The 13,543-nt window shown below is 66.9% G+C and carries 12 protein-coding genes and 1 pseudogene; 9 read left to right on the forward strand and 4 right to left on the reverse strand.

Annotation, left to right across the window (positions count from 1 at the left end; all coding sequences use genetic code 11):
* The coding region (locus BM145_RS10705; protein ID WP_143090164.1) for a catalase at positions 1-509 on the reverse strand (509 nt) is incomplete at its 3' end.
* Positions 510-630: 121 nt separating this feature from the next.
* Here BM145_RS10705 and BM145_RS10710 point away from each other — a divergent pair.
* Together BM145_RS10710 and BM145_RS10715 are read left to right on the forward strand one after the other, a co-directional pair.
* Positions 631-1,152, forward strand: a complete 522-nt coding sequence (locus tag BM145_RS10710) for a thiol-disulfide oxidoreductase DCC family protein (protein ID WP_245739261.1) — start codon at positions 631-633, stop codon at positions 1,150-1,152.
* 11 nt (positions 1,153-1,163) lie between these two features.
* Positions 1,164-2,771, forward strand: coding sequence for a saccharopine dehydrogenase family protein (locus BM145_RS10715; protein WP_218149652.1), 1,608 nt, complete (start codon positions 1,164-1,166; stop codon positions 2,769-2,771).
* Between the two features lie 140 nt (positions 2,772-2,911).
* On the opposite strand, the gene BM145_RS10720 is transcribed toward BM145_RS10715, so the two are convergent.
* Positions 2,912-3,271, reverse strand: coding sequence for a hypothetical protein (locus tag BM145_RS10720; protein WP_177200174.1), 360 nt, complete (start codon positions 3,269-3,271; stop codon positions 2,912-2,914).
* 107 nt (positions 3,272-3,378) lie between these two features.
* Here BM145_RS10720 and BM145_RS10725 point away from each other — a divergent pair, with 107 nt between their 5' ends.
* The 7 genes and pseudogenes from BM145_RS10725 to BM145_RS10755 all read left to right on the forward strand — a co-directional run.
* Positions 3,379-3,714 (forward strand): hypothetical protein, encoded by a 336-nt coding sequence (locus BM145_RS10725; RefSeq protein WP_093333658.1) that lies wholly within the window; start codon positions 3,379-3,381, stop codon positions 3,712-3,714.
* A 120-nt stretch (positions 3,715-3,834) separates the two neighbouring features.
* Positions 3,835-5,133, forward strand: a complete 1,299-nt coding sequence (locus BM145_RS10730; protein WP_093333659.1) for an Hsp70 family protein — start codon at positions 3,835-3,837, stop codon at positions 5,131-5,133.
* Entirely contained in the window at positions 5,121-5,786 is a 666-nt protein-coding gene (locus tag BM145_RS10735) for a 5'-methylthioadenosine/S-adenosylhomocysteine nucleosidase (RefSeq protein ID WP_093333660.1), read from the forward strand. Before BM145_RS10730 ends, BM145_RS10735 begins: the two co-directional genes overlap by 13 nt.
* A 331-nt stretch (positions 5,787-6,117) precedes the next feature.
* Entirely contained in the window at positions 6,118-7,770 is a 1,653-nt protein-coding gene (locus tag BM145_RS10740) for an MFS transporter (protein ID WP_093333661.1), read from the forward strand.
* A complete protein-coding gene (locus BM145_RS10745) occupies positions 7,767-8,903 on the forward strand; it encodes an HlyD family secretion protein (protein ID WP_093333662.1) in 1,137 nt (378 codons plus the stop codon). Before BM145_RS10740 ends, BM145_RS10745 begins: the two co-directional genes overlap by 4 nt.
* A complete protein-coding gene (locus BM145_RS10750; RefSeq protein ID WP_093333663.1) occupies positions 8,900-10,267 on the forward strand; it encodes an efflux transporter outer membrane subunit in 1,368 nt (455 codons plus the stop codon). The genes BM145_RS10745 and BM145_RS10750 overlap by 4 nt, the downstream gene beginning before the upstream one ends.
* Before the next feature lie 236 nt (positions 10,268-10,503).
* Positions 10,504-11,210 (forward strand): annotated as a pseudogene (locus BM145_RS10755) (IS6 family transposase); the annotation flags it as partial.
* Between the two features lie 252 nt (positions 11,211-11,462).
* Here the strand turns inward: BM145_RS10755 and BM145_RS10760 are convergent.
* Positions 11,463-12,707 (reverse strand): sensor histidine kinase, encoded by a 1,245-nt coding sequence (locus tag BM145_RS10760; RefSeq protein WP_245739264.1) that lies wholly within the window; start codon positions 12,705-12,707, stop codon positions 11,463-11,465.
* Between the two features lie 110 nt (positions 12,708-12,817).
* A complete protein-coding gene (locus tag BM145_RS10765) occupies positions 12,818-13,483 on the reverse strand; it encodes a response regulator transcription factor (RefSeq protein ID WP_093333665.1) in 666 nt (221 codons plus the stop codon).
* Between the last annotated feature and the right edge of the window lie 60 nt (positions 13,484-13,543).

A 13,543-nucleotide genomic window follows, 5' to 3' on the forward strand; every position in this document is an offset into this window, starting at 1 on the left:
GCCTCCATCTTGGCGGCATGGATCAGGTCGGGGAACTTGATCGCGTCCTGGATGAAGAACACGGGGATGTTGTTGCCGACCAGGTCCCAATTGCCTTCGCGCGTGTAGAATTTCACCGCGAAGCCGCGCACGTCGCGCGGCGTATCGATCGATCCCGCACCGCCGGCCACCGTGGAGAAGCGGACGAACACGTCGGTGCGCTGGCCCTTCTTCTGGAACAGGTCGGCGACCGTGATGTCGGACAGGCTGTCGGTGCATTCGAAATAGCCGTGCGCGGCCGAGCCGCGGGCGTGGACGATCCGCTCCGGGATACGCTCGTGATCGAAATGGTTGATCTTCTCGCGATAGACCTCGTCCTCCAGCAGCACGGGCCCGCGTGCGCCGACCTTGAGCTGGTTCTGGTTGTCGCTGATCGGCGTGCCGTGGTTGGTCGTCAGGACGGGATGGTCAGCGTCCGTCCTCTGGTGCGTCTCACCGCCGTCGCCGGCATTCAGGGCGCTATCGGTCATGGTCTTCCTCGATTGGTTTGGCGGTTCGATCGCCCACCAGCACAATCCCTGAGCGAAGGATCGGGTTGCCGCATGCATACTGCCTACCTGTCAGAAAGGACGCCTTCTGCGGCGGACTTGGATGAACCAGCGTCTGGAAGTGAGGAGCGCCAGGGACTCCAAGAAAGGCAAAAAGTGGGTCATTGCTCGCGCGGTCGCGCGCACGCTGGACATCTCGATCGTAATGAGCTTGCTGACGCGCGTGGACCGGCAGCCGACAATCATCCTTTTCGACGCCATGTGCGTGTTGTGCAGCGCCAACGCGCAGTTCGTGCTGCGTCATGATCGGCGGCGGCGCTTCAAGCTGGCTTCCATGCAGGGCCGGATTGGTGCCGAGTTGTTTGCACGGCACGGCATCGACCCCTCGGACCCGGACACGATCCTGGTCGTCGATGGCGATCAGGTGCTGCAGAATTCCGATGCGGTGTTGGCGATCTACAGCGGGCTCGGCTGGCCCTGGCGGGCTGCAGGTTGGTTGCGAGCGGTGCCACGGGCGTTGCGCGATCCGCTATATCGGCTGGTGGCGCGCAACCGCTACCGCTTGTTCGGACGTCGCGAGACGTGCTGGCTGCCCAGTCCTGCAGATCGCGACCGAGTACTGTGAGCGGGATACTGGTGCTGGGCGGCTATGGTGGCTTTGGCGGCCGGCTGTCGCGTCGACTGGCCGAAGCGGGGCACGAGGTCGTCGTGGCGGGACGTCGGCTCTCCGAAGCCACGCGCTTCTGCTCCGGCTTACCTGGCTGTCGACCGCTGGTTGCCGATCGGAACGGGGAACTGACAGCCCTGTTCGCGACAGAGCGTCCCGCGCTGGTCATTGATGCGGCAGGTCCTTTTCAGGACAGCGGTTACCGCGTGCCGAAGGCGTGCGCCGCGCTGAACATACCGTATCTCGACCTGGCTGACGACCGAGCATTTGTGTCAGGTATCGGCACTCTCCGCGCCGATGTCCCCATGATCTCTGGGGCGTCGAGCGTACCGGCCTTGTCCGCGGCCGTGGCGCGCCATCTTGCCGCCGGTATGTCGCGCGTCACCGCCGTCGAAGCCGCGATCAGCGCGTCCAACCAGGCGGCAGCGGGCCGGTCCGTTGCGACGGCGATCCTGTCTTCGGTGGGGCAGCCAGTTCCCCTGAGGCGAGGCGGTCGCGCGAGTACGGGCTACGGCTGGCAGGACATGCGCCGGGAGCATTTTGATTTCGCGGACGGCACCTCGCTTGGTCGGCGCTGGGTAGCGATTGCCGATGTTCCCGACCTGAGTCTGTTGCCCAAGCGGATGGTCGGGCGTCCCGCAGTCACGTTTCGCGCGGGCACGGAGCTCGGCTTCCAGAACCTCGCGCTGTGGCTGGTGAGTTGGCCTGTTCGCTGGTTTGGCGTCTCACTCCGCCCGCTGGCGCGATGGCTGCTGCCGCTTCAGCGCCTTACGGCGGCGCTCGGCAGCGATCGTTCAGGCATGGTGGTCCGCGTGTTCGGCGTTGCTACTGGCCGCCGTGTCGAGCGGCGCTGGACGCTGATCGCCGAAAAGGGCGACGGGCCGGAAATCCCGACGCTCGCCGCCGCGATCCTGGCCGAGCGGATCCTCGCCGGTGCCTGCAGTCCCGGTCCTCGCGACGCCGGCGAGGCGCTCTCGATCGCTGACTTCCAGCCCGACTTCATGCGGTTGGCGATCCGGCACGAGACGCGGGAGATCGGCCAACCCGATCCGCTCTACCGGCAGGTCATGGGTAGCGAGTTCGACCGGCTTTGCCCTGCGGTGCGCGGGCTACATGACGTCCTGCGCGACGGAGGTGCGTCTGGCCATGCGACGGTGACACGCGGCGGTCATCCCGTCGCCCGGCTGATCGCCGCCGCCGTCGGCTTTCCGCCCGCAGGCGAGCATGCGCTGCACGTGTCCTTCTCGGAGCAGGACGGCGAGGAGACATGGACGCGCGATTTCGCCGGACGGCGGTTCCGCAGCCGCATGTCACAGCGTGGCCAAGAGTTGGTCGAGCGGTTCGGACCACTCCGCTTCCGCTTCGTGCTGATCCGCGAAGGACGGGGCCTACGCATGGTCATGCGGGGCTGGTCGTGCTTCGGGGTACCCCTGCCTTTAGCACTCGCACCTCGATCAGACGCGCGCGAGACGGAAGACGCGCAAGGCCGGTTCAGCTTCGACGTGCCGATCACGTTGCCACTGGTCGGACTTATCGTTCATTACCAAGGCTGGCTCACACCGCCGAACGGATCGTAAAAGGTCGACCACTCAGCAGGTATGCGCCACATCCAAGCCGCAGGCCCGCCAGATTGTTGAACGAATGATAGAAATTTGGAAGGTGAGCGGCAGCGCTCAGCGGCCGCCTTTGGGTCTAATCGATTGTGGCACCATCACCGTCATTGATGGCGGAGGGTCTTCTCGAAGCCTTCGTTCGCCTTCGTCATCTTGGCTAGCTTCCGCAGATAGGTGCGGACATGCCGTTCGAACCGGACTTCGTCATTGAGCCCAGTTAGGGGATATTCGTCCTGGCCGATCAACTCCTTGAGACGGGCGGCGAAAGCGGCCTGATCGTTCGTGCAATTGGCGCTTTGCAGCGCGCGGCACGCCCATTCCTCGGCCGCAGCCTTGTCAAAATCATCCCGGGCGTCATAGCCGCGCCTGTCCGCCGCTGCTTGATCCAGCCTTGACGCTTCGCAACGGCGATCAAGCCACGTTCGCACCAATGCCGCATCCCAGGGTTTCACCTTGTCCGTCATGGTTATTCCTCGATCATGCCGCGGCGCTGGACCCTTGGCAGCTTTCAATATGATCCGGCTGTTCGCTTCGCTACAGGCGGCGGCAATCGAGGCAATTAGATTGAGCAATGGCCAGACGTTCGAAGCATGATCCCTACGATCATCTCCCGCAGAAAGACGATGCCGCGGCTGAGCCGGTGCCATGCTGGCTGTGCGGCCGGCCGACCGGCAAGACGATCGTCTGGCACCATCCCATCCCGAAGAGCCGCGGTGGGCGCGACGTCGTGCCAATGCATTCGATCTGCCAGCAGACGCTTACCGCCAATTTCACCAATTCCGAACTCCAGCGCCATGGCATGGAAGTGGCGGGCCTGCTGGACAACGCTAACGTCCGCAGATTCGTGGACTGGGTCGCGAAGAAGGATCCGGACTTCACCGCAACCATCACGAAGAAGCAGCGCTGATTACTTCCTTCTGGCCGAGCCTCTGCATCCCTGTCACGCGCTCGGCATCGCGATGATCCTTAGCGGGATCGTGCTTGCCTGGGTGCTCGATCGTGCAGGCGGAACAGAAGGTACGGCCCGATGAGCCTGGGTCCGCCCCGCCATGTCGGTCTCGATTTCGGGACGACCAACAGCGTCGCCGCGCTGGCCGACGCCGACACCGCACCGCCACGGCTGATGACGTTCGACGGCCCCGCCGGCCTCACCGACGTGTTCCGCTCGGCGCTGTGCTTCTGGCAGGACGATGCAATCCGCGGCGGCCTTGCCGTGGCGGCAGGCCCTGCCGCAATCCACGAATATCTGGAATATCCGGATGGCAGCCGTTTCCTACAGTCGTTCAAGTCGGTCGCGGCGAGCCCACTATTCGAGAGCGCACCGGTGTTCGCCCGACGTTATCGCTTCGAGGAGCTGGGACGTCTGTTCCTTGAGCAGCTGGCAGCGCAGGCAGGCGGTCGGCTCGATCGGCTCGACCGCGTAGTCGTCGGGCGGCCCGTCCATTATGCCGGGGCACGTGCCGATGCGGAGCTGGCGAGACAGCGCTACGACGCAATGTTCTCGGGCTTCGCGGACGAGGTGCATTACGTATACGAGCCGCTGGCTGCGGCGTTCAGCTATGCCTCGCACCTGACCGAGCCGGCGATGATCCTGGTAGCCGACTTCGGCGGGGGCACCAGCGACTTCTCGGTCGTACGGGTCGAGGCACCCGGCACTCCGAAACGATGCCGACCACTCGGCCATGCCGGCGTCGGACTTGCGGGCGACCGGTTCGACCAGCGGATCGTGGACAGGCTGGTGCTGCCGATGCTCGGCAAGGGCGGCCGATATCGCTCTTTCGACAAGGTGCTGGAAATACCCGGCGGCTATTTCGCCGAGTTCGGCGACTGGTCCAGGCTGGCCATGATGCGCAACCGGCGCACGCTGGACGAACTGGAGCGGCTGCGTCGTGCCGCGCTCGACCCGGACGCGATCGGGCGCATGATCGCGATGATTGAGAACGAACTCGGCTTTCCACTGTACGATGCGGTCGGGCGGCTCAAGCGGACGCTCTCTGAGCAGGACGGCGCCACCTTCCGCTTTTCGGGCGCAGGTGTCGAGATCGAGGCGGACGTCACGCGCGGAGAGTTCGAGCGCTGGATCGCCGAGGACGTCGCCCGCATGGCCGCGGCCGTGGACGCGGCCATGATCGCCGCCAACGTCGGCGAGCCCGACATCGATCGGGTGTTCCTCACCGGTGGCACGTCGCTGGTGCCGCTGGTGCGTGCACTGTTCACCCGGCGTTTCGGCGTGGAGCGGATCGCATCGGGTGGCGAGCTGACCTCGATTGCGCACGGGCTCGCGCTGATTGCGCAGGAAGAGGATATGTCGGGATGGGCATCGTAATCGGTAACCCGCTCACGGATCGATCGGCGGGTAGCCGGCACGTCCTGTTCGTGATGGCGACCGATCACGAGTATCGCGAGAAGCTGCGCGCACGGATCAACCCGCTGATCACCGGCGTGGGTCCGGTGGAGGCGGCGATCGGCACGACGATCCGCCTCGAACAGCTCCGGGCGGCGGGCGAGTTGCCGGATCTCGTGGTTTCGCTCGGCTCGGCCGGCTCGCGTCGCTGCGAACTCGGCGGCGTGTACCAGATCGGATCCGTGTCGTGGCGCGACATCGACGCTTCGCCGCTCGGCTTCCCGCCGGGTGTGACGCCGTTCGCCGATCATCCCCCGGTCATCAGCCTGCCGACGCCGCTCGCCGGCGTGCCGTGCGCCACCCTCTCGACCGGCAGCGACATCGTTGCGGGCGACCGTTACGCGACCATCGACGCCGACCTGGTCGACATGGAAACCTTCGCCGTGCTGCGCGCCTGCCAGCGGTTCGGCGTGTCGATGATCGGACTTCGCGGCGTCTCCGACGGTCCGGGTAAGCTCGATGGCGTGAGCGGGTGGACGGAACTCCTGCCGCTGCTGGACGAGCGGTTGGCGGCAGTGGTGGACCGCCTGATCCTCTCGCAAGCGCCGACACGAAGATCGCCACCTACATCGTAACGCAACTCACCTGAATGAACGGACGTCCGAAGCTGAGAGCCGGAAGCAGCACTCCCAATGTCGGAAAGTGGGTCTGACCAGCCATGGCCAGCTGACCAGAATATGACGCCTAAAAGTATCACATTCTTAGCGGCCGCGTACTGACGCCCCCGTGTAATTGAGCGTCCGGTTTAAAAAACCAACAGAAACGCTGATGATGACCGGATCTGGGTCCAGTCAGACGATCGATTGCCGAACCAGCATATTAGCGATCTCATACATCCGGCGTGATGCCGAAGGTCGCCAGATGGTTGTTAGTGACACAATCCCCTTCTCCAGTAGAGCAGTACCGATGTCGCTCCGCGCTCGCCTCAGCCGCTTTCTCGCCGAGGAGGACTGGGTCTATGCCGCGCACGAGGCGCCGCAGATGCCCGGTTCGCCGGGTTCTCCCGACCATCCGCCCACGCGGCGGTTCGCCTATGCGCTGGTCGGCGTGCTGCTGGGGCTGACCGCAGGGTTCGGCAACGCGCTTGTTGCGGTGAACACGACTACACTGGGCGGCGCGCTGGGGCTCGACACGGTCCAGATCGCATGGCTGCCGACCGTCTATGTGATGACCAACGTCAGCATCAATCTCCTCCTTATCAAGTTTCGCCAGCAGTTCGGCCTCCGTCCCTTTGCGCTGATCTTCGTCGGACTCTACGTCGTGCTAACCCTCGCCCATTTGTTCGCGCACGATTTCTCCACCGCGATCCTGGTGCGCGCCGGCAGCGGCATGGCGGCGGCGCCGCTGTCGACCTTCGCGCTCTACTACATCATGCAGGCAGTGCCGCCCGCGGCACGGCTGCGCGGCGTGGTGCTGGGAATCGGCGTGCCGCAATGCGCGACCCCGCTCGCGCGGCTGTTCTCGCCCGATCTCCTCGCGATGGGCCAGTGGCGGACGCTCTACCTGTTCGAACTCGGGCTCGCGATCCTCAGCCTCGCCGCGGTGCTCGCCTTCCGGCTGCCGCCGACGGTCAAGCGCCCTGCGTTCGAGCCGCTGGATTTCATCACCTTCGTGCTGTTCGCGGGCAGCACTGCATTGTTCGCGGCGGTGCTGGGCCTCGGCCGCGTCGTGTGGTGGACCGAGGCGGCGTGGATCGGCTGGGCGCTCCTGGCCGCGATCCCGATGCTGGGGGCGGCGCTCCTGATCGAAAGCGCACGCGCCAACCCGCTTCTCAACATCCGCTGGCTGGCGAGCGCCGACATCGTCCGCTTCGCGATCGTCACGGTGATGGCACGGATCGTCTTGTCCGAGCAAACGGTGGGAGCGATCGGGCTTCTTACCGCGCTCGGCCAGACCAACGACCAGCTCCAGACGCTGTTCGCGATCGTCGCGGTCGCCTCGCTCGCCGGGGTGGTGGCGAGCGCGGCGACGCTCGACGTCGCGCGGCCCGCGCATCCGGTGATGCTTGCGGTCGGCCTCGTCGCGGTCGCCGCCTGGGCCGACAGCTACGCGACCAGCCTGACCCGCGCGCCGCAGCTCTACTGGACCCAGGCATTGATCGCGTTCGCCACGACCTTCTTCCTGGGTCCTGCGCTCCTTTTCGGGCTGACCCGCGCGCTAAAGGAAGGCACCGGACACATCATCAGCTTCATCGCGTTGTTCGGGATCATCAACTCCCTGGGCGGGCTCGGCGGCAGCGCCTTGCTCGGCACCTACCAGGTGGTCCGCGAGAAGGAGAACAGCGCCGCGCTGGTCCAAGCGATCGAGCCGACCAACCCGATTGTCCAGGCGAGGCTCCAGGCGGGGGCGGCGGGCGTCGGGCGGGTCGTCGGCGATCCTGCCTATCGCGCGGCGGAGGGCGGTGCGCTCCTGTCGCAGGCGGCAACGCGCGAGGCGAACGTCATTGCCTATGGCGACGTGTTCCGCCTCGTCGCGTTGCTCGCGGGCCTGACCTTCGCCTATCTGGCCGCACTGCTCGCGCGCCGGGCGTACCGGGGGCGGCGGGGAGAGCTTGCATGACCGATCCGAGATCACCGGTGGCCGCCGGCCCCATTTCCGAGGAGAAGCTGGCCGACGATGCCCCACTGCCGCCTGCCGGCTCCGGCTGGCGTCCGCCCCCGCTGTCGGCGCGCGCGGTGCTGGTCATCGCGATGCTCGTGCTCGCCGGCGTCGCGGCGGTGATGGCGGCGTGGCGGATCGGACCGTTCGCGACCGCGGTGGAAACCACCGACAACGCCTATGTTCGCGGCAGGGTGACGGTGATCGCGCCGCAGGTGTCAGGCTACGTCACCCGCGTCCTTGTTGCCGACTTCGCCACCGTCAAGGTCGGGCAGCCCCTGGTCGAGGTCGACCGCCGTATCTACGCGCAACGGGTCGAACAGGCCCAAGCGCAGGTGGCCGCGCAGGCCGCGACCCTCGCCAACAGCCGCCAGCAGGCGGCAAGCCGCGCCGCGAGCTTTGGCGCGCAAGGTGCCGCTGTCGCCAATGCCGAGGCACAGCTGATGCGCGCTCGCGCCGACATGGCGCGGGTCGAGGACCTCGTCAGCGACGGCTCGGTTTCCCTGCGCGAGCGCGACCAGACCCGCGCCGCGCTGCGCCAGGCCGAGGCGGGGGTGGCACAGGCGCGCGCGGCGCGCGAGATCGCTCGGCAGGATATCCGCACCGTCGAGGTCGGGCGCGGCGGTCAGCAGGCGGGCGTGTCCGGGGCAGAGGCAACGCTGAGGCTCGCACGGATCGACCTCGCCAACACGGTCATACGCGCACCCGAGGCGGGGCGGCTGAGCGAGGTAGGCGTGCGCGTCGGCCAGTACGTCACCGCCGGGTCGCAGCTCCTGTTCCTGGTCCCGCCCGACATATGGGTGATCGCCAACTACAAGGAGGCGCAGACCGCGCGCATCGCGGTCGGGCAGCGGGCGAGCTTCACCGTCGACGGGCTTGGCGGTGAGCGGCTCACGGCAAGAGTCGAGCGCATCTCGCCCGCCGCCGGGAGCGAGTTTGCGGTGCTGAAATCCGACAACGCCACTGGCAACTTCACCAAGGTCGCGCAGCGGATCGCGGTGCGCCTGCGCATTGACCCCGGCCAGCCGCTCGCGGCACGCCTCAGGCCGGGCATGTCGGTGGTGGCCAAGGTCGACACCGCGGATGCGCGATGAGGCGCGCGGGCCTCCTCCTCGCGCTGCCGCTCGCCGCCTGCGTTTCGGCGGGGCCGCGCGCGCCCGCACCCGCTGCGGCGGAGGTCGTCGCGCCGCCCGGGTGGCGGAGCGGCACCGGGCGGGGGGCGACGGTCGACGCCGACTGGTGGACGCGGTTCGGCGATCCCGCCCTGTCGGCTTTGGTCGCGCGCGCGCTCGCCAACAACGTCGACGTGGCGGTCGCCGCGGCACGGGTCGAGGAGGCGCATGCCGCCGAGGCGCTGGCGCGCGCGCAGTTGTCCCCCCAGGTCGGCGGCACGCTGCCCGAGACGCAGGGGCAGACGCTCAGCCCGCTCGGCACTCCGTCGCGCGCGATCGGCGCGCAGCCGGGGGTGACCGCGAGCTTCGACCTCGACCTGTTCGGGCGGCTGCGCCAGGCGAGCCGCGCGGCGCGGGCGCAATTACTGGCGACTGAGGCGGCCCGCGACACGGTGCGGCTTGCGACCGCGACCAGCACCGCGAGCGGCTACGTCACCTTGCGCGCACTCGACCAGCGGCTGCAGATCGCGCGCGATACGCTGGCGGCACGCGGCGAGGCGCTGCGGATCGCGAGGCGCCGGTTCGAGACCGGCTACTCGTCCCGGCTCGAGCTCAGGCAGGCACAGGCCGAATACGCCGCGACGGAGCAGCTCGTTCCAACTGCCCAGCTGGCGATTGCGCGCCAGGAGAATGCGCTGTCGCTGCTGGTCGGCGATACCCCAGGGCCGATCGCGCGAGGGCTGCCGCTCAACCGCCTGACCGTGCCTGATATACCCGCCGGGTTACCTGCCGACCTCCTCCGCCGCCGTCCCGATCTGTTCCAGGCCGAACAGACGTTGGTCGCTGCCGACCGCAGCCTCGACAGCCAGCGCGCGACGTTCCTGCCGAACCTCGCGCTCACCGGGTCCGCGGGGCTGGTGCTGTCGACTGCGCTTGGTAATCCGGTCGGGGTATTCTCGCTCGGCGCCAGCATCCTCGCGCCGATCTTCGACGGCGGCCGGCTCGCCGCGCAGGAAGATGCGGCGACCGCGCGGCGCAACCAGGCGGCGTTCGCGTACCGCCGCACGGCGCTGTCCGCCTTTCGGGACGTCGACGATGCGCTCGCGGGGGTTAAGCGCACGCGCGAGCAGGCGGCGGCCCTCGCAGGGCAGGTCGCCGCCGCGCGCGGTGCGCTCCAAAACGCGACCAATCGCTACCGCGCGGGCTATTCGGCATACATCGAGCAGCTCGACGCCCAGCGCAGTTTGCTCACCGCCGAGCTGTCGCTGGTGCAGGCCGAAAACGACCGGCTGACAAACGCGATCGCACTCTACGGCGCACTTGGAGGCGGCTGGCAAAGGCCCTGACGTCCCGAGAGCCAGATTTTGTCGCATAAAGGCACAGGAGCGATAAGACCCGATGCACCGCGTCTAAGCTGCGGAACGGTACTCTTTTCTCGTGACCAAGCACACCGCGGGTGTTGTCAAAGCTATGGGCAGCCGATCACCGATCTGCTTAGATGATCAAATACAGCCTGAAATGCACTACATGGCGCTGTAAGACCAACGTGACAGCGTCGCAATGGGACTGATACGATCCCTGCGTGCCCCGTAGATCCAGAGCCAAACCGCCCTCCCCTTTCCGCCGCTTCAACTCGTCCCCCGAGGTGATTCGACTGGTCGTGCTGATGTACGTACGCTTTCCGCTGTCGCTCAGGAACGTCGAGGACTTGCTGTTCGAGCGCGGCATTGCCGTTTGTCATAAGACAGTCAGATTTTGATGGAACAGGTTGGCCCGCTGTTCGCCGGTGACATCCGCCGGGCACGGGTGAGCCGCATGCGTGGCTTTCGCTACTGGCGCTGGCACGTGGACGAGATGTACGTGAAGCTGAACGGCGAGATGGTCTACCTCTGGCGAGCGGTAAATCACGAGGGCGAGGTGCTCGAGAGCTACGTCACCAGGAGACGCGACAAGGCGGCGGCACTCACCTTCATGAAGAAGGCGCTCAAGCGCCACGGCGCGCCCGAGACGCTCATCACTGACAGCCTGCGCTCCTACCGTGCCGCCATGAACGAACTCGGCACCGCCGAGAAGCAGGAGGTCGGTTGCTGGGCGAACAACCGGGTGGAGAACAGCCACCTGCCGTTCCGACGACGAGAACGAGCCATGCTCCGGTTCCGGCAGATGAAGAGCTTACAGAAGTTCGCCTCCGTCCACGCCAACGTCCACAACCACTTCAGTCTGGAGCGCCACCTCACCGATCGACAGACCTACCGGGAACGACGCTCCGCCGCGCTGGCGGAGTGGCAGCTAGACCCCTGCCCTCAAAGACCGACATGCATCGTGTGGAGAGCGGTTCGCGTTAGACTGACAGCACCGCCGCGTATCATCGTCGTGTTAGCGTTCGGTGGTTCGTCACCGTCGCGCGGCACGGCGTCTAGAACGTAGCGGAGCAGACCGGCTTCAAGTCGGTCGCATGAAATACATGAATGAAGAGCTGAAAGCGGCAAGGCTCTCTCAACCCGTGAACGGCCGAATATAGGTCCTGGCAGATCATAGCACTCAGCGCTCGTCTGCGCAGGACAGGAGCACCAGCGTGGTGCGTAATCCACCAAGGTCTGATCGGCCGAGCCTTAGCGAGCCGCCGTGCAGTTCGGCGAGTTCCTGCACGATCGGCAGCCCGAACCCATGGCCATCGCCGCGTTCGTCTAGCCTGCGGCCCGGCACGAGCGCTTCCTCGATCAACTGCTCCGACAAGCCGGAGCCATCGTCCTCGATCGCGACTTCGATGGTCGCCCCTATCCGGCGGGCGCTGATGCGAACCTTCGAGGCGGCATGTCGCCAGCCATTGTCGAAGAGGTTGCCGAGCATCTCATCGAGATCCTGCGGGTCCGCGGTCACCGCCATGTCTGGTGCGATGTCGATCGTGAGATCGATGGTGCGGTCGGCGTGCACCCCGCGCATCACCGCCGCGAGGGCGTCGACTGCGGGTACCAGCACCGTCCGGACATGGTGCCGACCGCCCGGCGCGGCCGACCGTGCCCGCCCCAGATGATGTCGGACGCGGTTGTCGAGATCCGCCACCATCGTGCGCAGGGAATGGTCGGGATCACGCCCGCCCTCCGCCAGCTTGACGCTCAACGCCGCCAGCGGAGTCTTGAGCCCATGCGCGAGGTTCGCGACGTGACGACGCGCGTGCTCGAGTTGCGTCTTGTTCTGATCGACCAGCGCATTCAGTTCGACAGCCAGCGGCGCCAGCTCGGCGGGCTGATCCTCGGGAACGTGACGCGCGCGACCGGCGCGCACGTCGGCGAGCGCCGCCCGCAAGGTGCGGAGGGGCCTCAGCCCGAAGTGTAGCTGCGCCATGGTCGCGAGCGCCAGGCCCAGTCCCAGGATCGCCAGCGAGCCGAGCAACGGCAGCATCGCCTCGCGGAGCGGCGAGGTGGCGATACGACGCGGTCCACCGGCGACAACCGCTACGTCCCCCGCCCTAGTGGGCACGATCAACGTGCGCGTGTGAACGGGCTCGCCCGCGTCCGTGACGCCCTCTCTGGGGATCGCGCCGGTGTGCGACGGACCATGACGATCCTTCGGACCGTGCTCGGGGCGGGGTACGCCGCTACCGATCGCGTCCCCACCGGTCCAGCGCCCACGCGAGCTTTCGACCTTCCAACCCCAGCCTCGACCGGCTTCCTCGAACACCGGCAGGTCGACGATCCGCGCTCGGTCGAGCGTGCCATCGGGCCGCAGCGCACGGCTGAGCATGGCGACCTCAGCGTCGAGCTGCTGATCGAGCCCGCGGATCACGAACCGCTCCAGCACATGGCCGATGGCGAAGGCCGCGAACACCAGCGCCGCGATCGTGGTCAGAGTCGAGATGGCGAGGAGCCTGCCCGCCAGCGAGCGTGGAAATAGCTTCACCGTATTCCCGCCGTCACGCGGTAGCCGCGCCCGCGCACCGTCTCGATCATCCCGGCCCCGATCTTCTTGCGCAGCCGACCGATGATGACCTCGACCGAATTGGAGTCCACCTCTGCATCCCCCTCGTACACCCGCTCGATCAACTCGCGCCGCTCGACGACCATCTCCCGGCGCAGCATCAACGTGGACAGCACCCGCCATTCGAGGGCGGTGAGCTTCAGCGGCAGGCCGTCCAGCTCGAACGTGCCGAGCTGGGCATCGAACGCCAGCCTGCCGCAGGCGACGACCGCGCCGGCGTGTCCTGCCGCGCGGCGCACCAGCGCGCGCAGCCGCATGACGACCTCCTCCATCCGGAAGGGTTTGGTCAGGTAATCGTCCGCACCGGCCTTGAACCCAGCCACCTTCTCCGACCAGCCGTCGCGGGCGGTAAGGATCAGGACGGGCAGGTTGCGCCCCTCGGCGCGCCATTCCCGCAGGACGGTGACGCCGTCCTTCCTTGGCAGGCCAAGGTCGAGCACCGCCGCGTCATAGAGTTCGGTCGAGCCGAGATGCCCGCCATCCTCGCCGTTACCGGCTACGTCGACGGCGAACCGCTCGGCTCTCAGCGCCCGCGCGATGCCGTCCGCCAGAACCTTGTCATCCTCGACCAGCAATATGCGCAAACCGGATCCTCCCGCCGGTAGCCTATCCTGCCAAGCCAAACCGAATCTGAACGGCATGGT

It is taken from the genome of Sphingomonas rubra, from assembly GCF_900115745.1.
In the GTDB taxonomy this organism is placed as follows: Bacteria; Pseudomonadota; Alphaproteobacteria; order Sphingomonadales; family Sphingomonadaceae; genus Sphingomonas; species Sphingomonas rubra.

Coding starts and splice junctions, on each gene's coding strand:
- BM145_RS10710 (WP_245739261.1), top strand. CDS start 631: ATGAACCAGCGTCTGGAAGTGAGGAGCGCCAGGGACTCCAAGAAAGGC.
- BM145_RS10720 (WP_177200174.1), bottom strand. CDS start 3,271: ATGACGGACAAGGTGAAACCCTGGGATGCGGCATTGGTGCGAACGTGG.
- BM145_RS10725 (WP_093333658.1), top strand. CDS start 3,379: ATGGCCAGACGTTCGAAGCATGATCCCTACGATCATCTCCCGCAGAAA.
- BM145_RS10730 (WP_093333659.1), top strand. CDS start 3,835: ATGAGCCTGGGTCCGCCCCGCCATGTCGGTCTCGATTTCGGGACGACC.
- BM145_RS10735 (WP_093333660.1), top strand. CDS start 5,121: ATGGGCATCGTAATCGGTAACCCGCTCACGGATCGATCGGCGGGTAGC.
- BM145_RS10740 (WP_093333661.1), top strand. CDS start 6,118: ATGTCGCTCCGCGCTCGCCTCAGCCGCTTTCTCGCCGAGGAGGACTGG.
- BM145_RS10745 (WP_093333662.1), top strand. CDS start 7,767: ATGACCGATCCGAGATCACCGGTGGCCGCCGGCCCCATTTCCGAGGAG.
- BM145_RS10750 (WP_093333663.1), top strand. CDS start 8,900: ATGAGGCGCGCGGGCCTCCTCCTCGCGCTGCCGCTCGCCGCCTGCGTT.